Genomic DNA, 23,218 nt, shown 5'->3' with positions numbered 1-23,218 from the left:
CCCGACGGGACGTTATGAAAGGCGATCCTTTGCTTTGTAATAGAGTCCTGCGAGCGGTAAAAACCATGGCTTGCCGTGATAGCCGGGCAACGCGGGCCATGTGTCGCGCTGCCAGGGATTTTCAGTGCGCTTTTCAGCCAGCAGACTGGCCATGACGCGTCCCATCCACACCGACATCTGGGTGCCGTGACCGCTGTAGCCCAGCGAATAGAAGAGGCCATCCTGTTCACCCGCGTGCGGCAGACGGTCGGCCGTCATATCAACCATACCGCCCCAGCAGTAATCCACCTGCGACTGGCCAAGCTGTGGCAGCATCTGCGTCATCGCCCGGCGCAGGATCTCACCGCTACGCGAGTCCGACGTCGGGTTGCTGACGGCAAACCGCGCCCGCCCGCCAAACACCAAACGGCGATCGGCCGTAGTACGGAAGTAGTTGCCGATATTCAGTGAAGTAACGTAGGTGCGATCGTTTGGCAGTACCTGGCGCAGCAGCGCCGTGTCGAGCGCCTCCGTCACCACGATAAAGCTGCCGACCGGCACAATGCGGCGCTGAAACCAGGGAAAAGGGCCGACGTTGGAGCAGCCGGTCGCCATCAGCACTTTGTCCGCCACAATGGTGCCCTGCGCGGTCTCTACCCGATGCTGATAACCCTTCAGGCGTGCTAACTTCGTTACTGCGTGGTGCGGGAAAATCTTCGCGCCGCTGCGGGCGGCGGCCTCAGCCAGCCCGACGCCGAACTTGCCCATGTGCATCTGACCGCCACGTTTCTGCAGCAGGCCGCCATGAAAGTCATCGCTGGCGATCTCGTCACGCACTGCCGTTTTGTCGAGCAGTTCGATCTCCGGGTCAACGGTGCGGCGCATCAGTTCATACGCTTCCTGCAGCCCGGCCACATGCGACGCTTTGCTGGCGAGCTTGAGTTTGCCGCACAGCCGGAAGTCGCAGTCGATCGCTTCATCCTGGATCAGTTGCTGGACATAGCTCACCGCCTCATCAAACGCCCGGTAGAAGCGGCTGGCCTGCTCCAGACCCTGGCTCGCCACCAGCGAGGCGAAGTTCTGCGCCACACCGGTGTTGCAGTGGCCGCCGTTGCGCGCCGAGGCCTGACTCATCACGTCGCCACTCTCCAGCAGCACAACGCTGATGCCGCTGCGCGCCAGATTCAGGGCCGCTGAGATGCCGGTGAAGCCACCGCCAATCACCACCACGTCCGCCTGTGCGGGCAGCGGTTCGCGTGCGGCACCGGTAAAGGCCGGAGCGGTGGCCTGCCAGAACGATTCCAGTTTCATGGGGTGTTCCTCAGAGTCCGACGACGCCAGGCAGGCCGCCGATATCGTTGATTTCGGTGTACTGGTAATAAGGATTCGCCGGTTCATGACCGCGATTAACCCAGACTTTGTTTTTGATGCCGAGATCGTGGGCAGTCATCAGGTCATAGCGAAAGCTGGAGGAGACGTGCAGGATCTCCTCCGGGCCGCAGCCGAGCTTATCCAGCATGTACTCGAAGCCCTTCATCTGTGGTTTGTAGGCCCCCGTCTCTTCTGCCGTGATAGCCATATAGATAGGTGCGCCCAGACGCGGTTCGTGATGCGGGATCAGGTCTTTCATCGAGTTGGTCAGCAGCACCAGCGGAAACTCCTTAGCCACCTTTGCCAGCCCGGCGGGCACGTCGGGATGCGGACCCCAGCTGGCGCAGTCGGTGTAGATAAAGTCGCTGTCGGCTTTGTCCCAGCGGACGCCCCACTTTTTGCAGGTGCGCTGCAGGGCATTACTCACCACGTCGTAGTAGGGTTTCCACGCGCCGAGCACCTCATCCAGCCGGTAGCTGGAAAAGTCGGTGGTAAAAGCGTGCATTGCGTCCGGGTCGACGCGGTCGCTGAAACAGCGCTGCGCGGCACCCGCCATATCGAAGCGAATCAGCGTGCCGTAACAGTCAAACGTGATGAATTTCGGTTTAAACAGTGCCATGTAACACCCTCGTCATTGTCAGTTGCGCTTAGAAATCGATGAGTACACTCTTCTGGCGCTGGCAGGCCTGAAACGCCTGGCGGCCTAAATCTTTGCCAATGCCGGAGCCGAGAAAGCCGCCGGTCGGAATGATGAAGTCGCCGGAGCGGCCATAGCGGTTGATCCAGACGGTGCCCGCGTCAATGGCGCGCATTGCCCGCAGCGCGCGCGGCAGACTCAGGGTGTGAACACCGGCGCAGAGGCCATAGGTGTCATGGGCGGCCATCGCCAGTCCCTGCTCTTCATCATCAAACGTCTGCACCGTCAGCACCGGACCAAAAATCTCCTGCTGGACCGCCGGGTTATCCTGCGCCACGTGACTCAGCAGCGTGGGCTGCCAGAACCAGCCGTCGTCGGTGTCGGCAAAACGCTCACCGCCCACCAGTACTTCTGCGCCCTGCGCTTTTGCCGCCTCAATAACCGAGCAGACTTTGTTGCCCTGTCGTTCGTCGATCAGCGGTGCGTAGCGGCTGCCTTCCTGCCAGGTGACGCCCGGTTTAACCTCCCGGCAGAGCTGAGCCAGCCGCTCAACCAGCGGATCGGCAATGTTGCGCTGCACAATAAGACGGGTGCCCGCCACACAGGCCTGACCGCCGTTGGCGGTGAAGCCGCGCAGAATACGCTGGGCCAGCACTTCAAGGTCACCCGCGTCATCAAACACCAGTTGCGGACTTTTGCCGCCCAGCTCCAGCGTCACCGGCTTCATGCCGTGCTGCGCGGCATCGCTCATAATGCGTTGACCGGTCAGCGTCGAGCCGGTAAACGAGACTTTGCGCACCAGCGGATGTTTTACCAGCGCGCTGCCGGTCACCGCGCCACTGCCCTGGACAATGTTCAGCACGCCGGCCGGCAAGCCCGCCTGAATGGCCAGTTCGGCCATGCGCACGGTAGAAAACGGGGTCAGTTCAGAGGGTTTAAGCACCACCGCATTGCCCGCCGCCAGCGCCGGTCCGCATTTCCACGACGCCATCGACAGCGGGAAATTCCACGGGGTAATCGCGGCGATAACGCCATAAGGTTCGGCAATTAGCATGCCCAAGCTGCTGTCGCGGGTGGGAAAGAGATCCCCGCTGTATTTGTCAGCGCATTCGGCATAGAAGCGAATCGCTTCGGCGGTAAAAGGAATTTCGTGCAGCACCACGTCATTGATCGGCCGGGTGGAGCCCAGCGCCTCCAGCTGTGCCAGCAGCGCGTCCTGCTCAATCAGATCGGCCCAGCGGCGCAGTACCCGTCCGCGTTCGCGCGGCGGACAACCGGACCAGCCGCTGCTTTTCAGCGCCTGATGCGCCACAGTCACGGCACGATCGACATCCTGCGGCGTGGCGTCCTGCAGCGTGGCATAGACCCTGCCATCCGAGGGACGTTTAACCTCAAAGGATGCGCCCTGGCTCTGGCAGTGCTGGCCGCCAATATAATGGCCAGCTGGAAGAGAAACTTTTTCCGGGTCGAAACTTAACATGGAAGAATTCCTTATTTGTTACACCCATCAGTTGCTGGTTTATTAGCGTTTAAAACTGCCGGTTTCTGCGCTGTTAATAAGCTAATGCAGAAAGTATGCCAGCCGGGCAAAAAATAAAAATGCGTTTAAAACAGTGCAAAAAAATTTTCTGCCGTATTGGCGGGAGATTTTTTGTGGAATTGCCGAACAATTAAACAGATGATTTACTTCACAAAATTTATGCGCCCTGCTGGTGCAACCTGCACGGAAATTGCACCAAAGCGGATATTTCGGGTCAGGCGGCTCATTCCGGTTCACATGACCCGCCGATTTAACGACCCGCTTCACATCCCTGATAAATTCTTTAATTTTTCAGAACAATTATTTGACGCCGGTAAGTTTTTACGGAGCCTCAGGCAAAAAAAAGCCAGCCGGATTATCCGGCTGGCTCTTTTCATTTTTAGTTACAGACTGCCAATGTGAAATGTTTTCTGTTCCAGATATTCATCAATTCCGTAGCGGGAACCCTCCCGGCCAATACCGGAGAGTTTCACGCCGCCAAACGGCGCGACCTCCAGGGAAATTGCGCCGGTATTAAAGCCGACCATGCCAAACTCCAGCGCCTCCGCTACCCGCCATGCGCGCCGGATGTTCTCGGTAAAGAAATAGGCACCCAGGCCGTAGGGCGTGTCATTTGCCATCGCGATCGCCTCCTCTTCATCATCGAAGATAAACAGCGGCGCGACCGGACCAAACGTCTCTTCATGGGCGATGCGCATGGTGGCGGTGACCTCACCGAGCACCGTGGGCTGCACAAAGGTCCCGTTGCCCTGGCTGATGCCGCCGGTCAGCAGCGTTGCTCCCTGGCTGAGCGCATCATCGATATGACCGTTCACTTTCTCTACCGCGCGGCTGTTGATCAAAGGACCAATAGTGCTGTCGGGCGCAAAACCATCCCCCACTTTCAGGGTGGCGACCGCCTCCAGCAACCGGGCGGTGAAACGCGGATAGATACTTCGCTGCACCAGGATGCGGTTAGCGCAGACGCAGGTTTGTCCTGCGTTGCGGAACTTGCTGAGCATGACCCCCGCGACGGCAATCTCAATATCGGCATCATCAAACACGATCAGCGGCGCGTTGCCACCCAGCTCCAGACTCAGGCGCTTGATGCTGTCGGCGCTCTGTTGCATCAGTAACTGTCCGATGCGGGTTGAACCGGTAAAGGAGATTTTACGTACCGTGCGGCTTTCAGTCAGCGTCGCGCCAATCTCCGTGGGCAGGCCGGTCAGCACCTGCAGCACGCCGGACGGGAAGCCGGCGCGCTCTGCCAGCACCGCCAGTGCCAGCGCCGACAGCGGCGTTAACTCGGAAGGCTTAACAATAATCGGGCATCCGGCGGCCAGCGCGGGCGCCACTTTGCGGGTGATCATCGCAATCGGGAAGTTCCACGGCGTGATCGCGGCGGCAACGCCTACCGGCTGTTTCAGCACCAGGATGCGCCGGTCCTCGCTGGGTGCGGGAATGGTGTCGCCATAGATGCGGCGTGCCTCTTCCGCGAACCATTTCACGAAGCTGGCTCCATAGAGCACTTCGCCTCTGGCTTCCGCCAGCGGTTTGCCCTGCTCGGCGGTCATGATAATCGCCAGGTCGTCAGCGTGTTCAATAATCAGTTGATGCCACTTTTCCAGCAGCGCGGCACGGCTGGCATTGGTGGTTTTGCCCCAGCTGATGCGCACTGTTTCCGCATAAGCTATCGCCTGCCCGGTTTCTGCCCGACCCAGTGCCGGAATCGTCGCCAGGGTTTCGCCCGTGGCGGGATCGGTAACCGGCAGCGTGGCGCCCTGATGCGCATCCTGCCAGCGTCCATTAAACAGCGCCTGCTGGCGCAGCAGATCGCTATCGTTAAGTTGTAGTCGCGACATATCATCCCCTTGTGGTCAGCTGATTCCACTTTATCGCGCCGGGTCAGCGCAGGATGTTGTTGTGCGGGGTGAGAAAGGTCGATAGAGGAGATTTTCGCGGTGATTTGAAATTTTATGCCGCGCGGAAACAGGCGCGCATCCGGGTGGATGCGCCGTGTGCTTAAATCTGGAAGTCGATAACCGGTTCGTCGTCATTGCTGTAGGAGAGCGCCTGACGCTTGATCTCTTCCAGCGACAGGTTGGCGTTGCAGAGTTCCAGGAACTGCCAGACGTAGTTGCGTTGCAGCTGGCCGCGCTTGAGGCCGAGCCATACGGTGCTGGCATCGAACAGATGGGTGGCATCGAGGCGTACCAGCTCTTCACTCTCTTCAGTTTCACACGCCTGATCGGCCAGTATCCCCACGCCTAAACCGAGTTTGACGTAGGTTTTCACCACATCGGAGTCCTGAGCACTGAGCACAATATCTGGTTTTAAACCGGCCGTCTGGAATGCACGGTCAACCCGCGAACGTCCGGTGATACCCTGCCGGTAGGTGATCAGCGGATAGCGGCTGAGCGTGCTCAGTGAAACCGGCTGGTTCTGCACCAGTTCATGCCCTTTCGGCACCAGTAAGGCGTGATGCCAGCTGAACCAGGGGAACGCCGCCAGGCTGCTATTGTTGACCAGTAATTCACTGGCGATGCCAATGTCCGCCTCACCCGCCAGCAGCATGGTGACAATTTCCTGCGGCGACCCCTGATTAAGTTCAAGCCGGACGTTGGGATAGAGCTGACGAAACGCTTTGATCACTTTCGGCAGGCTGTAGCGCGCCTGAGTATGGGTAGTGGCTATGGTCAGGATGCCGCTGGTTTCATTGGTAAAGACATCGGCCAGACGTCGCACTTTGCCCGCTTCATCCAGGATACGCTCAGCGATGGTCAGCAGCGCTTTGCCCGGCTCGGTCATCCCTAGCAGGCGCTTGCCGCGACGGATAAAGATCTCAACCCCGAGTTCATCTTCCAGGTCACGAATGTGCCGACTTACTCCCGACTGGGAGGTAAACAGCGTGTTAGCGACTTCCGTTAAGTTAAACTCACAGCGGGCCGCCTCGCGGATGATTTTAAGCTGCTGGAAATTCACGGTATTTACCTCCCTTTACATAATCTGATTATCTGATGGTAAGAACTATTATTGATAACCGGAAATACTAAAAAATTCGCATTTATGACTTTAGGGAATAACGGGGTGGGTTTTGGGGTGCAGAGAGGTTTGAGATGGGCGGCCGGACTTCAGAGTTTGACTGAAACCCGGCCTGGGGGAGAGGCTATTTTACAGAAGGCGATAGATTACGCATTCTGGCGCTCTCTGCTTTCATCTCTTCATAGCTTGCTTCCAGGATCCACAGACAGGTCGCACCCTGGTCAGTTGCCAGTAGCGCCAGACGGGTTTGTTGATAAAAATCCTCTATAAAGGCTGTAGGTTGCTCAGCCGGAACGCTGCAGACAATGTCTGTACCTGCCATATGGGGCCAGGATCTGGCGTCAATAACCCGGAGCGTCTCCAGCACGCCCGGGGTATTCTTCGCTAACGCCGAGGCAAGGGCATCCTCCATCCGGGTTGCCTGCTGAACATCAGCCGTAGCTGCCAGTTGGGGCACTTTTGCAAGCCAGGCTTGCTCTCCTGACGCGATGCCCTTCAGCGAATTTTCCCAGTCGGATGTATTCGCTCCAGCCCAGACCGCGAAGGGCAGAAGGCCAATCAATATCAGATATTTCATCGGACCACCTCCAGCGTCCCGCCTTCACGCAGCACGCGTCGCCGGGTTGCAAGTGACATAATGATGCAGCCTTCTGAGGCGAAGCCCGCTGGCTTATTGACTCTTTCGCCATGAATGCGAAATGCCGAACGGCCAAAAGACTCTCCGGAAGTCTGCACCAGAATAATGGTCAGGGGTCCTTTTGATGTGGAGTGCCCTGCAATTCTGTACGTTCCCTGAGGAAGGGGCCCCATCCCTCTTACATGCTGGCGATCGGGATTATTTTTGTTAGTCAGACTACCTGAGTAGCCGGCCTCAATAAATTCACTGTTGTGGTATAAGTGACCCGTGCTTTGCTCATATGTCCATGTCATCGTTATATTCCTTTATGCTGTCACTCGATTATTCCAGCTGTCCGAGTGGACGATATTTCCGTCTGCATATCGCCAGGTAATTTTTTCGTAAATCAGCTCTACAGTTTCCAGATGATCCCGCGCCTCACCATAGCGGGATTTAACGTCATACATCATCGGGCCCACACAGATAACGGTTACGCCTTCCATCAAAGTATTGAAATATTCCACCTCCTGCCCCGCGTCATTTATCCGGTAAAATCTTATTTCCGCTGAGCAAAGCTTTTGACCTGAGGTCACAGCCCTGTAAAGGCAGGGACTGGACTTATCGATCTCTTTATCAAAACTGTAAGAAGCGTGTTCGCGGACAGCGGTTGTTTTACCCGTCACGTTGTCTGTGGAGAGCATGACGCCGTGATTCAGGCCGAGGATTTCAATAGCGCCTTCACGACCTGCCACGTCGACTGATCCGACAATAATGTTGTTACCGTCATCTTTAAGCCAGAGATAAGCTGGAATAGCCATCGTTTTAAACTCCATTTTAAAAAGAGAAAGCCAGCCTGTTTTCTGCTGACAGGCCCACTGCTTTCACAGCCTGATTAAACTATCTTCCGGCAAACATCAGATCAATTTTCATACAGCGTGAAATCAACCTGATTGAAGTTTTATTGTTTCAGATATAGAGATCGCGGAATAACCCGGTATCAGAGAAAAAAAACGTGCCCAAAAGCTATTCAGAATAATTTAAAAGTCGCATCAGCAATTCTTCACGCCAACATGGATTTATCATTCGTGCTATGAAGTTCACATTGTGTCGAAATGGAAAGATAGAACCTCTTCCTGTCCAGCCAGTAAACAGCTCTGTGCAGCAAATAAATACAGAAATTACAGACGAAGGTTTACCAGAGGCGTCCGGAGCGCTGAGGAACAACCGCAGGCAAGGATGAGCCGACAGGACGTCGGCGAAAGGACGGCACGAGCCAGGGATGGCGAGTCCGGACGGTCCGTCGGCCGCAGGGCGTGACGAAGGTACCCCGCATAGCGGGGCGCGCAGGCAGCCGGACGCCGGGATTGTTAAGGGGCGGGCGTCCGCCCCTTGACGCGTCCGCCTGCACAGGCAACCTGAAACTCCTCATCGCCTGGCGGGCGAAACCCTCTCAGCGCTAACGCGCGGCTAAGTGACCTGAAACTCCCATACGCCTGGCGGGCGTAACCCGCTCAGTGCTAACGCGCGGCTAAGTGACCTGAAACTCCCATACGCCTGGCGGGCGTAACCCGCTCAGTGCAGCCCGCTGCAAAGCGAAACCGGCTGGTTGCCAGCCCGCTGCAAGCGCCCTCTTAACTCACTAACATCAACTCCCGCTCCTCACTCAGCGGCTTATTCAGCAGCGACAGCAGAATGTTCTTCACTGCCTGCGCTGAAGGTGACAGCGGCAACCGGGCGGAGACGTTCAGTGACAGCGGCAGACTCAATGACGGGCTGTTGATCCGTGACATCCAGGCATCGGTGGAACCCACCAGCGAACGGGCGGCGGACTCAGGTAATACGGTCACGCCCATGCCGCTGGAAATGGCTGCAGTCAGGGTTGAAATCGATTCGATCTCACCGATGATGCGTGCACTCAGACGACGCAGCGAAAAGGCCTCATCGACCCGCTTGCGTACTGCGCTGTAATCGCGCGGTAAAAACAGACTCATCTGCGCCACATCGGCCAGATCGACGCTGGCTCCCGGGTAATCGGTGGCGCCTACCAGAAAGAGATCCTCTTTCATCAGCGGCATGCTGGTGATCCCGGCAGTGGGCGCGCGATCGTACAGCACCGCCATATCCAGCTGACCGTTCATCACTTTCTCATTCAGCACGCTGCCGCTATTTTCGTGCAGGTAAACCAGCACTTCCGGAAATTGATCGCGAACGGTCTGCAACAGCGGCATGGTCAGCGATGAAGCCGCGGTGCCTGGGGCAAGCCCAATCGATACCTGCCCACTCAGCACCTGACCGGCGTTAATTACCGCAGTCTGGGCCTGCTCACACTGGCGCAGAATGGTGCGCGCATGACCATAGAGAATCTTACCCGCCTCAGTTGGCGTAACACCGCGCTTGGTACGAATCAGCAACTGCTGATCCAGTTCATTTTCCAGCGTCGCGACCTGCTGACTGAGTGCAGGCTGGGCGATGTGCAACACTTCTGCTGCCTGCGTCAGACTGCCGATATCGACGATTTTCACAAAGTACTTCAGTCGTCTTAAATTCATCTTGCCTCCGTCACTCACCCCGAATAGCGAAATGGGTCTGATCCCATCGCCCTGATAACAGAGATTTTGCAAGATGCAGGCCAGGTTTAAAAAATTCAGGCCATCAGGCAGACAGATTTTTCCTAACGGCCCGGAAAATAAGCGTTTCTGATTACCTCTTATGGGTTAATAAGGATCAGGAATAGCTGAGAAGAGAGAGTAAAGCCGTCAGGCGCACTGTGACAGTGCAGACGCTGCGAGTCAGACGTGCAGAAAAGTGATGACAGGTTGTACAGTTTGAGTGCAGTGGAAACGCATTGCACCTGATGAAGGCTTGCAGGGCCTGAACAGAGGAGTAAAAAACAGGGAGTGAATGTAACCGCTATCAGCAGGATTTCTTATCGCTGACGAATGCCGGATGATAAAAAGCAACCGTTACCCTCTCCCGCATCCGGAAGAAGGCAACGCCTGCTGATTAACGTTTTTTGCGGTTACGGTGCATGTCGATAGAGACCGCAGCCACAATAATCATCCCTTTGATGATGTCCTGAATGTACGCATCGACACCAACGAAGGTGAATCCGCTTTTAATCAGGCCAAGGATCACTGCGCCAATTAATGTTCCGGTGATACGGCCCACGCCACCCATCAGGCTGCTGCCACCGATAACGGCTGCGGCAATCGCATCCAGCTCGTACGACATCCCCATGCTCGACTGACCGCTGCTGACGCGCGCCGCCAGTACTACACCCGCCAGGCCAGAGAGCGCGCCTGCAATGGTGTAGACGATAATCAGATACTTATTAACGTTGATACCGGAGACTTTCGCCGAGGTCATGTTGCCGCCGATGGCGTAAACATATTTACCGTAGCGGGTATGCTTCAGGGCGATATGGAACAGCAGCGCCACCACCAGGAAAATCACTACCGGCATGGCACCCTGTCCGATTGAGGTGAAGCCATCGGAAAGGAAGCTGATCGGATTGCCCTGGGTGTAATACTGCGCCAGACCGCGTGCCGACACCATCATGCCCAGCGTAGCAATGAAGGGCGGAATACCGGTGCGGGTGATCAGCACACCATTGACCACACCCGCCAGCAAACCGACGCCGATACCGGCCGCGATAGGGATCACCGCAGGCATATTCACCAGCGACGGATACATTGGCGACAGGCTGTCAGAGGTCTGCGCCAGGCTCGCGGCCACCACTGCCGCCAGGGCGATAACGGATCCGGAGGAGAGATCGATACCGGTGGTGATGATGACCTGGGTCACGCCGACGGCGATAATCCCGATAATCGCCACCTGCAATACAATCAGGATCAGACGGTTGGTGTTGAGCAGGAAAGACTGGTCACGCACGTACCAGCCGAACATTTCAAAAATTAACGCAATCCCCACCATCACCACGAAAATGCCGGTATCTTTCGGCAATTTATGACGCAGGCTGGCAAAAAAAGAGGGTTGCTGCGGGGCTGCCGGGGTGGCAGTAGCTTTCATATTGCTCATAGTGGTCTCGCGCCTCACTCGGATGCCAACGACAGAATGGTTTCCTGATCGGCTTCTTCTTTATCGAGGATGCCGGTTATACGCCCGCCGTGCATGACCATTACCCGGTCGCTCATGCCAAGAATTTCCGGCAGTTCAGAGGAGACCATGATGATAGCCACGCCACGGTTGGCAAGTTCACTGATTAAGCGGTAAATCTCCGCTTTCGCGCCGACGTCAATGCCGCGCGTCGGTTCGTCCAGAATCAGAATCTTCGGTTGCGCCAGCAGCCAGCGGGCAATCAGGACTTTCTGCTGATTACCGCCGCTGAGGTTATTGATGATTTGATCCATGGTCGGCGTTTTGATGTTGAGACGACGGATTTGATCCATGCAGTCCTGCGCCATCTTCACATGGCTGACAAACCCGCTTTTGCCGCTGTACTCCGGCATGTTAACGATGCTCATGTTCTCCATTACCGATAGCACCAGAAACAGGCCGGACTTTTTACGGTCTTCGGTGAGGAACGCCATGCCCTTTTCAATCGCGGTTGAGGGTGAGTCGATTGTCACCGGCACGCCATCAATCAGGATCTCGCCGCTGTCGAAGCTCTCCATGCCGAACAGGCTCTCCATCACCTCGCTGCGACCCGCACCCACCAGTCCGGCGACGCCGAGGATCTCCCCCCGGCGCACACTGAAACTGACGTCGGTGAAACGATCTTTGCAGGTGAGATTGCGCACCGTCAGCACCTCTTCACCAATTGCGCTGTTGAATTTCGGGAACAGCTGGGTCAGTTCGCGTCCCACCATCTGGGTAATCAGCGACTGGCGGGTATATTTCGACGTCTGATCGCTGGCGATCCAACTGCCGTCACGGAAGATACTGACTTCGTCGGTGATGGTGAAAATTTCATCCATCTTATGGCTGATGTAGATGATCGCTTTGCCCTGCTCCCGCAGGTCACGAATGATGGTAAACAGATGCGCCACTTCGGTTTCTGTCAGCGCGGAGGTGGGCTCATCCATGATCACGATGTCTGAATCCCATGAAACTGCTTTGGCAATCTCAACCATCTGCTGCGACGCGATGCTCAGCTCGCCCACCATCCGATCGGCTTTCAGGCGGATATTCAGGCGGTTGAGCAGTTCCTGCGTCATCTGATTAAGCCGGGCGTGATCGACAAAGCCAAATCTCATCGGCTCGCGACCCAGCCAGATATTCTCGGCGACGGTCATGTAAGGCACCAGGTTGAGTTCCTGGTGGATCATTGAAATGCCGGAACGCAACGCGTCCATGGTGTCCTGAAACTGCACCGGCTCCCCTTTAATTTTGATGGTGCCCTGATCGGGACGATACATCCCGATCAGGCACTTCATTAAAGTGGATTTGCCCGCGCCATTTTCGCCCATCAAGGCATGTACCGTTCCCGGACGCACCCGCAACGAGACGTTGTCGAGGGCTTTAACGCCGGGGAAGAACTTGCTGATGCCTTCGGCTTCAAGCGCAAAAGCGTTCATACATCACCTCCGTACAGCTGGGTCGGGAACGACTATTTCAGGTTACGCTTGGTAAACTGTTCCATGTTTTCTTTAGTAATCAACTGGTAGGGGATATTGATGACTTTCTGAACTTTCTCGCCATTCACCAGTTTGATTGCCGTCTGCACCGCACCTTCACCCTGGCCCTGCGCATCCTGGAATACCGTGGCGACCATCTTGCCCTGCTTCAGCATCTGCAGCGCATCGGGTGTGCCATCGACGCCAGCGATCAGGATTTTGTCCGGATTTTTACCCAGTGCCTGCAGCGCACCGATCGCCATTTCATCGTTGTTAGAAGCGATGGCATTGATCTCATCACCGGCGGTCATCCAGTTACTGACTACGTCTACCGCATCGTTACGGGTAAATTTGGCGGTCTGTTTCTGAACAATTTTGATGCCAGGGAATTTAGCCGCAACCTCTTCCACACCTTTGGTACGGTCACGGGTCGCTTCATTCGCCAGGTCACCCATCAGGATGGCAACGTTGCCTTTGCCGTTCATCGCTTTAGCCAGCGCTTCCATCTGTAAGCGTCCGGCCAGTTCCGAATCGGACCCGACGTAGGCCATTTTGCCGGTCAGCTCAGCCTGTGGACGGCGGTTGACAAAGATCAGCGGGATACCCGCTTTGCTCGCCTGGTCCATAATCGGTTTCACCGCATTGGTATCGACCGGGTTGACGATCAGCGCATCAACACCCTGACCGATAAAGTTCTGAACCTGCTGCAGCTGCTGTGAAACGTCGCCTTTTGCATCCTCAACCTGCCCTTTAACGCCATCTTTCTGCATCTCTTTCTGCATAGAGGTACGCAGAATGGTGAGGAAGTTGTCATCAAACAGCGCCATGGAGACGCCAACTGAGATATCTTTTGCCATAACCGCGGCAGGTAACATGCAGGCTAACAGTGAGGCGACAATCGTTTTTTTAATGTTCATAGGGACCCTTCTTATTTGTTAACTTGCTCAGCGGCTGTGACCGCGAATGAAAAATATCTTTTACATTCACCCAGCCTGTCTGGCGTCTGTTTCGGGAAATTTGAGGTAAGACTTCAGGTTCTGACTATTTTTTTGATCGACCACTCCTTTTCACAATCACTTGATCTGCAAACAGTTAACTTCAAAATAGCGTTTCACTTTCAGACGATAATGACGACCGTGATGATAAGCAGTTTATTTATTCCATATAATCACGTTTTGAAATTTTTATCATAAAAGCACTGAAACGGTTGTTTTAACATCGGCAAACAACAAAACTTTGACATGCCTCTAACATCTGCGGAGAAATGCCCGCAAAGTGAGATCCTGTTGGCAGTTTGAAAATCCAGCAGAATCGGGTAAAAATCGCCAATCCGCTGCTTTTACGAGCATCTGAACGCAATTCGGTAAACAGGGCTTTGACAAGCGGGATCTGCGCCGCTAATATTCGCCCCGTTCAAGCGATTCCTCTGTAGTTCAGTCGGTAGAACGGCGGACTGTTAATCCGTATGTCACTGGTTCGAGTCCAGTCAGAGGAGCCAAATTTATGTTTTCATGCATCTTCACGAATCTTTATACGATTTAGATTCAACGAGTTAGTGTGAAAAGTCTTCCCGATGCATTTTCAGTTTTCCCTCCGCATCGGGAGAATTTGGTGGTCAGATTTGGGGTCATGTTGGTTCGATGACGCAGCGACCCCCAAATGTCTCTTAACGACTCAAAAATCCGCAACTTAAAATCATCTGCAAAACCCTTCAAAATTTCCGATTGCCATGGTCTGTACCTGTTGGTTAATCCAGGCGGTTCACGTCTCTGGTATCTCAAATATCGTATCAATGGTAAAGAATCCCGTCTCGGCTTAGGAACCTATCCTGATGTCTCTCTGGCTGACGCTCGTCAACAGAGTGATGGTATCCGTAAATTGCTGGCGCATAATATCAACCCAGCACAACAGCGCTCCGCTGAAAGAGCCACTGCGTTGCCAGAAGAAACCTTCAAGTCTGTTGCACTGAGCTGGCATAAAAGCAACCGTACATGGTCAGAGTGTAAGCACACCCGTTTTAGTTCCACGCACTTTTTGAGATTTCCGGATTTTCAGCCATCAGCCGGTATTCTTCCGGCGTCAGGTTGTTCAGGGATTCATGGGGACGTTCACTGTTGTATTCATTCAGCCAGCGATCCGTTATTTCCCGTACTTCATTCAGTGTTCTGAACAGATAAAAATCCAGTATTTCTGTCCGGTACGTCCGGTTAAACCGCTCGATGAAGGCATTCTGTGTTGGCTTTCCCGGTTTGATAAATTCCAGCATCACACCATGTTCTTCTGCCCATTGTGCCAGCGTCAACGAGACCAGCTCGGGGCCATTATCCATCCGCATCTTCAGCGGATAACCACGGTTTGCCACGATCCTGTCCAGCACTCTCACGACCCGCTGAGCCGGGATGTTCAGGTCAATTTCTATCGCCAGCGCTTCCCGGTTAAAATCATCCACCACATTGAAGGTCCGGAAGCGCCTGCCGCACACCAGCGCATCGTGCATAAAATCGATGGACCAGCTCTGGTAAAGAGACTCTGGTGTCGCCAGCGGAGCCGGATTACGCACCGGCAGGCGTTGTTTTCCCTTACGGCGAAAATTCAGTTTCAGCAGGCAGTAAATCCGGTGAACTCTTTTGTGGTTCCAGCTGTTCCCCTGCCTGCGTAGCACCTGAAAAAGCTTTTTAAATCCGTATCGCGGATAGCGCTCAGCCGCCACGGTCAGCGCCATAATCACCGGCTCATCACGTCGCGTATCCGGCTGATAACGAAATACCGTCCTGCTCAGCGACAACGTCCTGCATGCCTGGCGTATGCTCATCGTAAACTGCGTGGTCAGATAGTCGGCGAGCTCACGTTTTATCGCTGGTTTTAAAGCTTTTTTTCGATGACGTCTTTCAGCGCCCGGCATTCCAGACTCAGATCGGCAAACATCTGCTTCAGACGACGATTCTCGTCCTCAAGATCTTTCATCTTTTTGATATCAGAGGCTTCCATACCGCCGAACTTTGCTTTCCAGTTGTAGTACGAGGCCTCAGAGATCCCTGCCTCGCGGCAGACGTCTTTAACGGTGCGTCCGGCTTCGACGGACTTCAGAACGGCGATGATCTGGTGTTCGGTGAATCGTGCTTTACGCATGGCGATCTCCTCCGGGGACATAATCAGTATGCCGGAAGATCTCTAAAAGTGAATGGTGCGGATTACAGGGATACTTACACTCCGTTCAGGGGAGTGTTTATCATGCCGGAATTCTGTTTCTGGATGGAGCAGGATTTCGGGTCAGGGTCAGATAGCGTATTTGTTGCAAATCTCCCGGGTAAAAACCCCGCCTTTGGCCTCGCGGAGGATACTGATGATCTTTTCGTCGGTAAAACGTTTCTTCATTTGAATGTCGTCACATTGCTGATGAAGACATTACTAACATCGCGGTGTATTAATCAATAGGTGAGAAGGTCAGCTTAATTGTGATAGCGACAATATAGCGTCCCTTTCTTGTAGAGGGCAGTTATCTGTTATAAACTTAGTTTTATCTAATACATTAGATGCCAAGAAAAAAAGTAAGATAAGACAATGATACTTGTTATTTTTCACCCAAAGAGACGGGAGTTCGGCGACGGTGTTCATTCCAAATAATATAAAAATAATAGTGGAAGATGATAATGGAGAAACGCGTTTTTCTCAGGGTTATTCCGATTATCTTTCAAATCCTTCATCCGATATAAACATGTCACTTTATGGGTCAACTCTATTAGATGTTTTGGTAGAGGAGTCTTTAATAAATGAAAATTTGCAACTAAAGCATATTTTCACAGGAAATCCTCATGCTGACGCAACCAGACTAGTTGGCAGTATTGCTGAGGCATTGGTAGTTAAGACATGTAATAATAACACTGAAGTAAATAGAACACTGGGAAAAATAGCTCGTGGAGGAACAAGAAACAGTTCCACACTAGATAATTTTGTTGCTGTAGCAACTGGCTCACAGAACACAAAGAACTTGTATCCAAACTATTACAATCCATGTGATACTCAAAGAGATATTATATGGGTTAAAAAAGACGAAACACAAAATCAATTACTATGCTTATCACCAGCGCAGACATCAAACTCAGCAAAACCAGCAGGAATACAGGTTAAAGCTAGTCATGATGGGATTAATTACGTAGTAAACTCAATTACTGACTATCATTACCCCGTTTTGTACTTTGACTTAAACAATGACTTCGAAGCCGTAAAACAAGCTATACAACGCACACATCAATATGCAACCCTCATACATCCGAGCGATTTACAGCATGAGTTGAAGCATGTGTTGAAAGGTTTTTTTTACATTGTAGTGGATATTATTAATGGCAGTGTTCCAATCCGTAGGATAATAGATCACTGCAAGTACAACGGACTCACAGAAGTTTTATCAGGAATTGATGCATCAGATGTAAAAGGTGGAAGCAACTTAATACTCCCACCATCAGTTAATAGTAGAAGATAAGCTTGAATTTAAAATACTTGCAAAGCTTTTTTCATCTCTATCACTTATAAAGCTTTGCAATAAAACCCAGTCTACCCATGCTGACACAAGAGGTTTGAGGGCTAACCGAACGAAAATGTGCATTAAGAGATAAATAACCATTATAAAAAAGGCTTTGTTGAACAAATCGAACTTTTGGACGCACTCAGGATCAGATCGGCACATTCCTGATCCTGTAGCGGTATCTAGTGGGAAAAACAAGTTCAAAATGTCTAACTGGAATGCCTGCAACAAAGCACTTGTCAATCGGGACTATTGACAGTCTGGTTGGCTGAACTACCTTAAAATATTTGCCAAGTAATAATAATTTTCAAATCACAGTTACTTGATAAACATTAGCATTTACCGCTTCTATATTGTACTATACACTTTAACTCATCCGTTAGACTTTATGTATCCACCTAGAATTAAGATGGAAGAACACCTTTTCCCCCAGGAATTCCGCTCTTGATTTTTTGCATATATTCATTCATACAAAACACTATTCCATATCCAGTTTCATCTGCTGTCCCATTTGCGCAATATATACTAAACATTTTCAAAATAGTTGGTGTTTTATTGCTTAAAAGTGTCGGCAATGTAATTAGAGTTTGTCCCATAAAAATAATAGGCCGAACCACTTTATCTGCAAAAATATCATCCCATTCTTGTTGTGGACGATTTAAATTTGCTTGCTCAGCTAAATTATCTAACTGAGCTTTGAGTGCTACAATACCTTCACTCAGATTATTGTAATTCCCGTTCCACAGAGCATCGTGGTCCAATGCACTCTTAGCATTGATAACAACCATTCCTCTATCTGCAGAGCATTTAGGATCATCTATCTGTAAAGCACCTTCACGAATACGTTCAAAAATTGTCTGTCCTTGAATTGTAGAAATTGTCTTAATTGCTAACGCCCATCTTTGGGAGGTTTCCTCACTATTATCTTTTTTTAAAGTAAACATAACATCAGGATTGTCGCCTTTCGCATTTGTTGGTGAATCAAGTTGTACATCTGTCCCAACATGTACAGCTAGACATCCAATGTAAAGCTCTGCTATTTTTCTAGCTGTATCATCGGAAGGTCCACTAGCTACATTTTGTCCTAGTGAGGCGTAATCATATTTTTGTTCTCCAATAAGCCGAAGATGTGGTAAGAAAGTAGGAAAATCCTGTAACGGTTCAACCGTTAATACTTTTGCACCTAGATCATAAAGGCCAGCAGCACTGCGCAGGATATCAAGTTTACATTCTTCATCTTTAATTAAAATTGGGTTTTCCCAAATTTCAATCAACGCAGTTAGTGAAAGAAGTTCATTTTCCAATTTAGAGCTAACACCCGGATTAATTCCATGTTTCCGCAACATTTCAAGAAAACGGTCTCCAATATTATTTGCGAGACTAAACGGCACAATACTCATAAAGAATAATCCTTTTTGTAAATGCTATTATTGTTAAATAATTAATACGAACATAGAAATGTCAAGGTTCAAAGTGTATCCACTATATCAAACGTATCTCAATGAGACTAAAAGGTAATTTGTGTGACCCGCATAAAGATGAAAAAACGGCGGCCATCCATAAAACGCTGGACGAGTGCAGTGCAAAACATCCGGTCTTTTAGAAGATTGGGGTTGCTAGCGGCTACGCCGACGCTAGCAATTGGCCGCTGACTATCTACTAAATGTCGGCCATAACCAATCACACGCGATAAATCACGGACGAATAAATCCGTAGTCAGTCCAAAGATGGAATCTTCACTGACATCCCAAGGATTGAATTAATTTCTGCTTTGAAGTCGAATCCAAGCCAGTTTTGAACTGGCTCGCCAAATTCGTCGTGCTTCGCACCAAAGAGGCTCATTCGTCCCCCCTCCAGTATTCCAAATTGCAAGGTGCCACCTACTGTGTCATGTTTCCTAGCCCGCATTCTTGCTTCAAGTGCGACTCGTGGCTCCCTGCCTTTATGGTTGTCACTAGGACAGGCTAACAACCGATCAATGTCAGCACGGAGGCTATCTGTATCGTCTCCAATAACGGCCACCTCTCCACCCAGGAGATCGACCCGCTCAGCAATCTGGGAAAACTCCCCAATTGAATTGAATTTTGGATGAATCCAGTAACAATCGAGAGGAAGACTATTGAGCTTGTCGTCCGGCGGTAAACCGAATATGACGAACTCGCAGAAAGGCGCTCTATTGCTGGCATACCCAACGCTCGCATCACGCGTATAACGTTCAGATAAGTACCGAATCAGGTCAGCAACAGCGGCAAGGCCAGGGGTAAAAATTCTACGATCTTTTTCAGTCTGGGGATGAAGGTTAGGGAGCATCATTGCTGCTGCCGAATAGGTCATAAGCGCAGGGGTTACCGCGCCAGCATATACAATACCGACGTCGTAACAAATAACCGGGCCGCCTACAATAGAGCCAGGGAGAGTACCCCAAGCACCTACTTGTAACCGCAGGACCTTCATCGCTTGATCCGTGACTCTGCTTATGGATGTGTGCCCAGCAGAAGTGGTTTGCGCCGTAAGCAAAGAATCTGCAACTGCCCATACTTTCGATGAATCATGGTCGAACCAGACCACTGCATTTGTCATCTTGACTTTTCCTATCAGGTAGGCTTGCCGAGCCTTCCCATTTTGTTGGCTCTATGAGCTGATTCGTAAGTTGAAAAGCTAAAAGCTGAGACGCCAAGCCTTGCAGTGCCATCTGGCTTCAAAGTTCTACATAAGTGGGCCAGTCGATGGTTTCTTAATCCTACCCAGTTGGGAAAGGAAATCCAACTGCTCTCGCTACCTGTTATCTAGATTTTACCCCGATTTATGGCATTACCTGAATTTAAGTAGAGAAGCCTGCGCCCTGATACGCGGTGTCTACGAAATTCCAGGGCGCGGCTATGGCGACAACCCCACCGCACAGATACACACAGTATCCAATCTTGACTGGCGCTGACGAGTGCCACGGTCCGGAACGGTCAAACGCGCCCTCGTACGCCACCTGGTCAAAATCGTACGTGCCGATGTTGACCCGGTCCGTAACCCGTTTGGCCTAGTGCTCAACTGCTTCGACAGTGCCCCGAAACGTATCACAGCCCCCACACCTGAGCCACCGAGTCGTGGCGGTTTGGTTACACAGGGAGAAATCCCATGAAGCATCACCCTCTCCGTCTCATCTGGCTGGAGTTGTTGACCCTGATGGTGACTCCCGTTGCCCATGCCGTGGAGATACTGCGCTGGGAGCGACTTGAATCGCCACGGATAATATTCATAGCCAGCTTGTTGAGGACAACTATTGCACCAATCCACCAAGATTAGCCACAATATTACTGCGTTGCTACTTTCTCTAAAGGTGGTCATTCTGGTGGTCTTGACAGAGAGGGAATTCAGGTTTATCTTATTTATTAAACAGTTACTGGCAAAGGCGATCCCAGTCAGAGGAGCCAGAATTAGAAAAGCCCGCTCAGGGAAACCTGAGCGGGCTTTTTGCTTTTATGTTTTCGGTCACGGCGGCATAACATCCCCGTCTGAATGGCTTACACCTCAAACCCGTAGTGCGAGCCGTCCGGCAGTTCCACCACCAGCCGCAGCTTACCCCCTGCCGCATCGATATAGCGCTTGAGCGTGGAGAGCTTCAGATCGCGGCCCGGCTTTTCCATACCCGCCACGGTAGGCTGTGTAATGCCCAGCGCCTTTGCCATTTCGACCTGTGTTTTCTGCACTTTCTCACGCAGCTCGGCAAGGTGAATGTTGAGCAGGATATCCGTCGCCATCGCTTGTGCGTCGGCAACGACTTCCGGTTTTTCATCCGCAATAAGCTGTTCAAGCGTTCTGCCCATCTGGTTACTCCTCATCTTTAAAGCTATTCAGCCAGTGTGTAAATTCCCGATCGGCAACCGGAAGCATCTCCTGATAAAAACGCTTTTCATTGCCCATCTTATTTCCGGCACAAAGCACAATCGCCGTTCGGTTTGGGTCAAAAGCAAAGAAAGCCCTTATCGGATCGCCGCGACTCTGAATACGCAGCTCTTTCATGTTGATATAAACAGAGCCTTTTAGCGTATCCGCGTATGGCCTGGACAACCCCGGCCCCTTTTCGCGCAACACCATTAATGCTGCCAGTACGCAGGCGCGATCGCTCTCATTAAGCAAGGTAAACCAGCGATCAAACCTCTCCGTCGTTTTAATCATCCACACGGGATCTCCTTATTAATATAGGTCAAATACTATATAGGTGTAAAGCGATAATCGAGTGCGATACAGGGGGATTTCAGATGCCTGTGCTTTTAGTGCAAAGTGAGAGAAGCGTTCAGCCGGGTCAGTGATGAATCCACACAACCTTCATCGTTTTTCGAGCTGTACCGGATTGGTTATGGGGTGAGATGATGTGAGGCGTTGTTATCAATAAGAAAGCCCGCTCAGGCTTCCCTGAGCGGGCTTTCACTTTGTTCGCATCGCTTCCCTGCCAATGCAGAGTGACGCTTTTAGCGCGTGATTACGGCAGCGCGATACGGGCAATCTCGTCAGTGCCTTTGGTGGAGGAATCTTTGTTGAATTCCGCCTTAAGCGTGACATAGAGCGTGTTGTTGTCCGGGCCAATCAGCAGGCTGTTTGGGTTCTTGTCAAACGACCAGCTGTTTTTCACCGCGTAGGTGGTGGCATCCAGTTGCAGCACTTTCTTCGATTCGCGCTGGCTGATGTAAAGCTCATTGCGTTTAGCGTTGAACTTGATGCCCATCGCATCACCTTCGATACGCTTGATCACTTTGCCGGTGCGCTCATCAAAGATCAGCGTGGTTTTGCCTTTGGAGTCGTCAGTAACAAACAGGCGACCGGTAGCAGGATCTTCCGCCATGTTCAGGAACAGATACTCTTTGCCATCGCCTGCGGTCCAGCGCTTCTCGATTTTATGGCTACGTGGATTGATCACCAGAATTTCACCCGAGCCGTTAGCCGCATAAATGCGCTCAGTCAGCGGGGAATAGATGATACCTGTGACCCATTTCCCGGCGTTTTTAATCTCGGTTTTCAGCTTAAACGTTCGGGTATCCACGACGGAGATATAGCCCGGTTCGGCTACGCGACCGACATAAAGCTCGTTGCCGTGCCACAGGACTTCACGCGCACCCGCCGGATAGCCCTCTTTACTGATCTTGCCCGGGAACACCAGACGCTGCAGCACTTTGCCACTCTGGGCGTCCACTTTGGAGATCGCGCCATCCAGTGAGTTGGTGGTGTAGAACACCTGACCGTTTTCATCAATAGCGGTACCGAAGTTTTTCATGTCGGTATGCGTTTCGCCTTTGGTCGTCAGCGTGGCCGGATCGAGACGATAGATCATGCCGCCGTTCACATCCTTAAACGCCTGCGCGCTGGCGACAAACAACGCTTTTGACGCAGGGGAGTAAGCCATTTCGTACAGACCATCACCCAGAGCGCGTTGTGTCACTGCGGTATTAACCGGTTTTGGGGCTTCAGCGGCAGGCGCATCGGCTTTTTTAGCTGGTGCCTGACACGCTGTCAGGCTAAAGGCAGCGGCAACTGCCATGGCAACAGCGGCTTTGCGCGGGCTTAACGATTTCATGCTGAACTCCGTCAGGAAATAAAGAATGAGAATCATACGCATTAACAGCCAGTAATCAAATGACGACGCTGCTATCCAGACCTGTCCGGTCATTTTACCCGCGTTAAACCGCTTAACTGCCCCGTTAAATTCCACCTGAATGCCCTTTTTCTGCTTTCAAATCTGATAAACATCAGCAACTAAAAGGCTTTAAATTTTCCTATCACATTGAATTATAAATAATTAACATAAAGTTACACTTTCGATTGAATCCTTTGAAGAATATATAAAGCAAATGATTATCATTGGCGTTCTCATAACTGGCTGAGCGTCTTTCTCCAGAAGATGAGTGGATAAAAAATAACAACCAAAGACACAACGGTTTAACTCAATACCAATTTTTAATGGAAAATT

20 protein-coding genes, 1 tRNA gene and 2 pseudogenes are annotated in these 23,218 nt (G+C 51.9%); 5 read left to right on the top strand and 18 right to left on the bottom strand.

Annotated elements, in window-relative coordinates:
- Positions 1 to 12: 12 nt before the first annotated feature.
- From OK412_RS02625 to OK412_RS02570, 12 genes are all read right to left on the bottom strand, one after another.
- On the bottom strand, positions 13 to 1,290 hold the full coding sequence (locus OK412_RS02625) for an NAD(P)/FAD-dependent oxidoreductase (protein WP_182500170.1): 1,278 nt from the start codon (positions 1,288 to 1,290) through the stop codon (positions 13 to 15).
- 10 nt (positions 1,291 to 1,300) lie between these two features.
- Entirely contained in the window at positions 1,301 to 1,969 is a 669-nt protein-coding gene (locus OK412_RS02620) for a haloacid dehalogenase type II (RefSeq protein WP_010247881.1), read from the bottom strand.
- Between the two features lie 28 nt (positions 1,970 to 1,997).
- Entirely contained in the window at positions 1,998 to 3,467 is a 1,470-nt protein-coding gene (locus OK412_RS02615) for an aldehyde dehydrogenase family protein (protein ID WP_163763051.1), read from the bottom strand.
- 443 nt (positions 3,468 to 3,910) lie between these two features.
- Positions 3,911 to 5,368 (bottom strand): NAD-dependent succinate-semialdehyde dehydrogenase, encoded by a 1,458-nt coding sequence (locus OK412_RS02610; protein WP_033758293.1) that lies wholly within the window; start codon positions 5,366 to 5,368, stop codon positions 3,911 to 3,913.
- Positions 5,369 to 5,528: 160 nt separating this feature from the next.
- Complete coding sequence (cbl, locus tag OK412_RS02605; protein ID WP_010247887.1) at positions 5,529 to 6,488, bottom strand: HTH-type transcriptional regulator Cbl; 960 nt, start codon at positions 6,486 to 6,488, stop codon at positions 5,529 to 5,531.
- Positions 6,489 to 6,672: 184 nt separating this feature from the next.
- A complete protein-coding gene (locus OK412_RS02600; protein WP_010670915.1) occupies positions 6,673 to 7,125 on the bottom strand; it encodes a hypothetical protein in 453 nt (150 codons plus the stop codon).
- Positions 7,122 to 7,478 carry a tlde1 domain-containing protein gene (locus tag OK412_RS02595; RefSeq protein WP_010247892.1) on the bottom strand — a complete coding sequence of 119 codons (357 nt, stop codon included), beginning with the start codon at positions 7,476 to 7,478 and terminating at the stop codon, positions 7,122 to 7,124. The genes OK412_RS02600 and OK412_RS02595 overlap by 4 nt, the downstream gene beginning before the upstream one ends.
- 12 nt (positions 7,479 to 7,490) lie before the next feature.
- On the bottom strand, positions 7,491 to 7,982 hold the full coding sequence (tssD, locus tag OK412_RS02590; RefSeq protein WP_182500173.1) for a type VI secretion system tube protein TssD: 492 nt from the start codon (positions 7,980 to 7,982) through the stop codon (positions 7,491 to 7,493).
- 813 nt (positions 7,983 to 8,795) lie between these two features.
- Complete coding sequence (nac, locus tag OK412_RS02585; RefSeq protein WP_010247899.1) at positions 8,796 to 9,713, bottom strand: nitrogen assimilation transcriptional regulator NAC; 918 nt, start codon at positions 9,711 to 9,713, stop codon at positions 8,796 to 8,798.
- A gap of 454 nt (positions 9,714 to 10,167) precedes the next feature.
- Positions 10,168 to 11,193, bottom strand: coding sequence for an ABC transporter permease (locus OK412_RS02580; protein WP_170933484.1), 1,026 nt, complete (start codon positions 11,191 to 11,193; stop codon positions 10,168 to 10,170).
- Between the two features lie 23 nt (positions 11,194 to 11,216).
- Complete coding sequence (locus OK412_RS02575; protein WP_010247905.1) at positions 11,217 to 12,701, bottom strand: sugar ABC transporter ATP-binding protein; 1,485 nt, start codon at positions 12,699 to 12,701, stop codon at positions 11,217 to 11,219.
- Positions 12,702 to 12,733: 32 nt separating this feature from the next.
- On the bottom strand, positions 12,734 to 13,657 hold the full coding sequence (locus OK412_RS02570) for a sugar ABC transporter substrate-binding protein (RefSeq protein ID WP_010247907.1): 924 nt from the start codon (positions 13,655 to 13,657) through the stop codon (positions 12,734 to 12,736).
- Between the two features lie 505 nt (positions 13,658 to 14,162).
- On the opposite strand from OK412_RS02570, the gene OK412_RS02565 reads away from it, so the two are divergent.
- Both OK412_RS02565 and OK412_RS02560 read left to right on the top strand, forming a co-directional pair.
- Positions 14,163 to 14,238: transfer RNA gene (locus OK412_RS02565), tRNA-Asn, on the top strand.
- A gap of 161 nt (positions 14,239 to 14,399) precedes the next feature.
- Positions 14,400 to 14,741 (top strand): annotated as a pseudogene (locus OK412_RS02560) (Arm DNA-binding domain-containing protein); the annotation flags it as partial.
- A 16-nt stretch (positions 14,742 to 14,757) separates the two neighbouring features.
- On the opposite strand, the gene OK412_RS02555 reads toward OK412_RS02560, so the two are convergent.
- Positions 14,758 to 15,869, bottom strand: a protein-coding gene (locus tag OK412_RS02555; protein WP_264352652.1) for an IS3 family transposase whose coding sequence is annotated in 2 segments (ribosomal slippage) — positions 14,758 to 15,608 and positions 15,608 to 15,869 — 1,113 coding nt in all. Because the reading frame shifts where the segments join, the coding sequence is not laid out codon by codon here.
- A gap of 478 nt (positions 15,870 to 16,347) precedes the next feature.
- Here OK412_RS02555 and OK412_RS02550 point away from each other — a divergent pair.
- On the top strand, positions 16,348 to 17,220 hold the full coding sequence (locus OK412_RS02550; protein ID WP_264352651.1) for a hypothetical protein: 873 nt from the start codon (positions 16,348 to 16,350) through the stop codon (positions 17,218 to 17,220).
- Between the two features lie 446 nt (positions 17,221 to 17,666).
- Here OK412_RS02550 and OK412_RS02545 read toward each other — a convergent pair whose 3' ends face one another.
- Positions 17,667 to 18,662: a hypothetical protein gene (locus OK412_RS02545; protein WP_264352650.1), complete on the bottom strand. Its 996-nt coding sequence runs from the start codon at positions 18,660 to 18,662 to the stop codon at positions 17,667 to 17,669.
- Positions 18,663 to 18,787: 125 nt separating this feature from the next.
- Here OK412_RS02545 and OK412_RS02540 point away from each other — a divergent pair.
- Positions 18,788 to 18,862: pseudogene (locus tag OK412_RS02540) on the top strand (hypothetical protein); the annotation flags it as partial.
- Between the two features lie 116 nt (positions 18,863 to 18,978).
- On the opposite strand, the gene OK412_RS02535 reads toward OK412_RS02540, so the two are convergent.
- Positions 18,979 to 19,842 carry a hypothetical protein gene (locus OK412_RS02535; protein WP_264352649.1) on the bottom strand — a complete coding sequence of 288 codons (864 nt, stop codon included), beginning with the start codon at positions 19,840 to 19,842 and terminating at the stop codon, positions 18,979 to 18,981.
- A gap of 358 nt (positions 19,843 to 20,200) precedes the next feature.
- On the opposite strand from OK412_RS02535, the gene OK412_RS02530 reads away from it, so the two are divergent.
- Positions 20,201 to 20,395, top strand: a complete 195-nt coding sequence (locus OK412_RS02530; protein WP_264352648.1) for a TIGR03746 family integrating conjugative element protein — start codon at positions 20,201 to 20,203, stop codon at positions 20,393 to 20,395.
- A 382-nt stretch (positions 20,396 to 20,777) separates the two neighbouring features.
- Here OK412_RS02530 and OK412_RS02525 read toward each other — a convergent pair whose 3' ends face one another.
- The 3 genes from OK412_RS02525 to OK412_RS02515 all read right to left on the bottom strand — a co-directional run bounded on the left by OK412_RS02525 (position 20,778) and on the right by OK412_RS02515 (position 22,825).
- Positions 20,778 to 21,080: a helix-turn-helix domain-containing protein gene (locus tag OK412_RS02525; RefSeq protein ID WP_010247918.1), complete on the bottom strand. Its 303-nt coding sequence runs from the start codon at positions 21,078 to 21,080 to the stop codon at positions 20,778 to 20,780.
- Between the two features lie 4 nt (positions 21,081 to 21,084).
- Entirely contained in the window at positions 21,085 to 21,438 is a 354-nt protein-coding gene (locus OK412_RS02520; RefSeq protein ID WP_033772148.1) for a type II toxin-antitoxin system RelE/ParE family toxin, read from the bottom strand.
- 298 nt (positions 21,439 to 21,736) lie between these two features.
- Positions 21,737 to 22,825, bottom strand: coding sequence for a YncE family protein (locus tag OK412_RS02515; RefSeq protein ID WP_029519393.1), 1,089 nt, complete (start codon positions 22,823 to 22,825; stop codon positions 21,737 to 21,739).
- Positions 22,826 to 23,218: the final 393 nt, after the last annotated feature.

The sequence above is a fragment of the Pantoea sp. JV6 genome (assembly GCF_025910055.1).
Taxonomy (GTDB): domain Bacteria; phylum Pseudomonadota; class Gammaproteobacteria; order Enterobacterales; family Enterobacteriaceae; genus Pantoea; species Pantoea agglomerans.
This window is presented reverse-complemented; position numbering and strand designations above follow the sequence as displayed.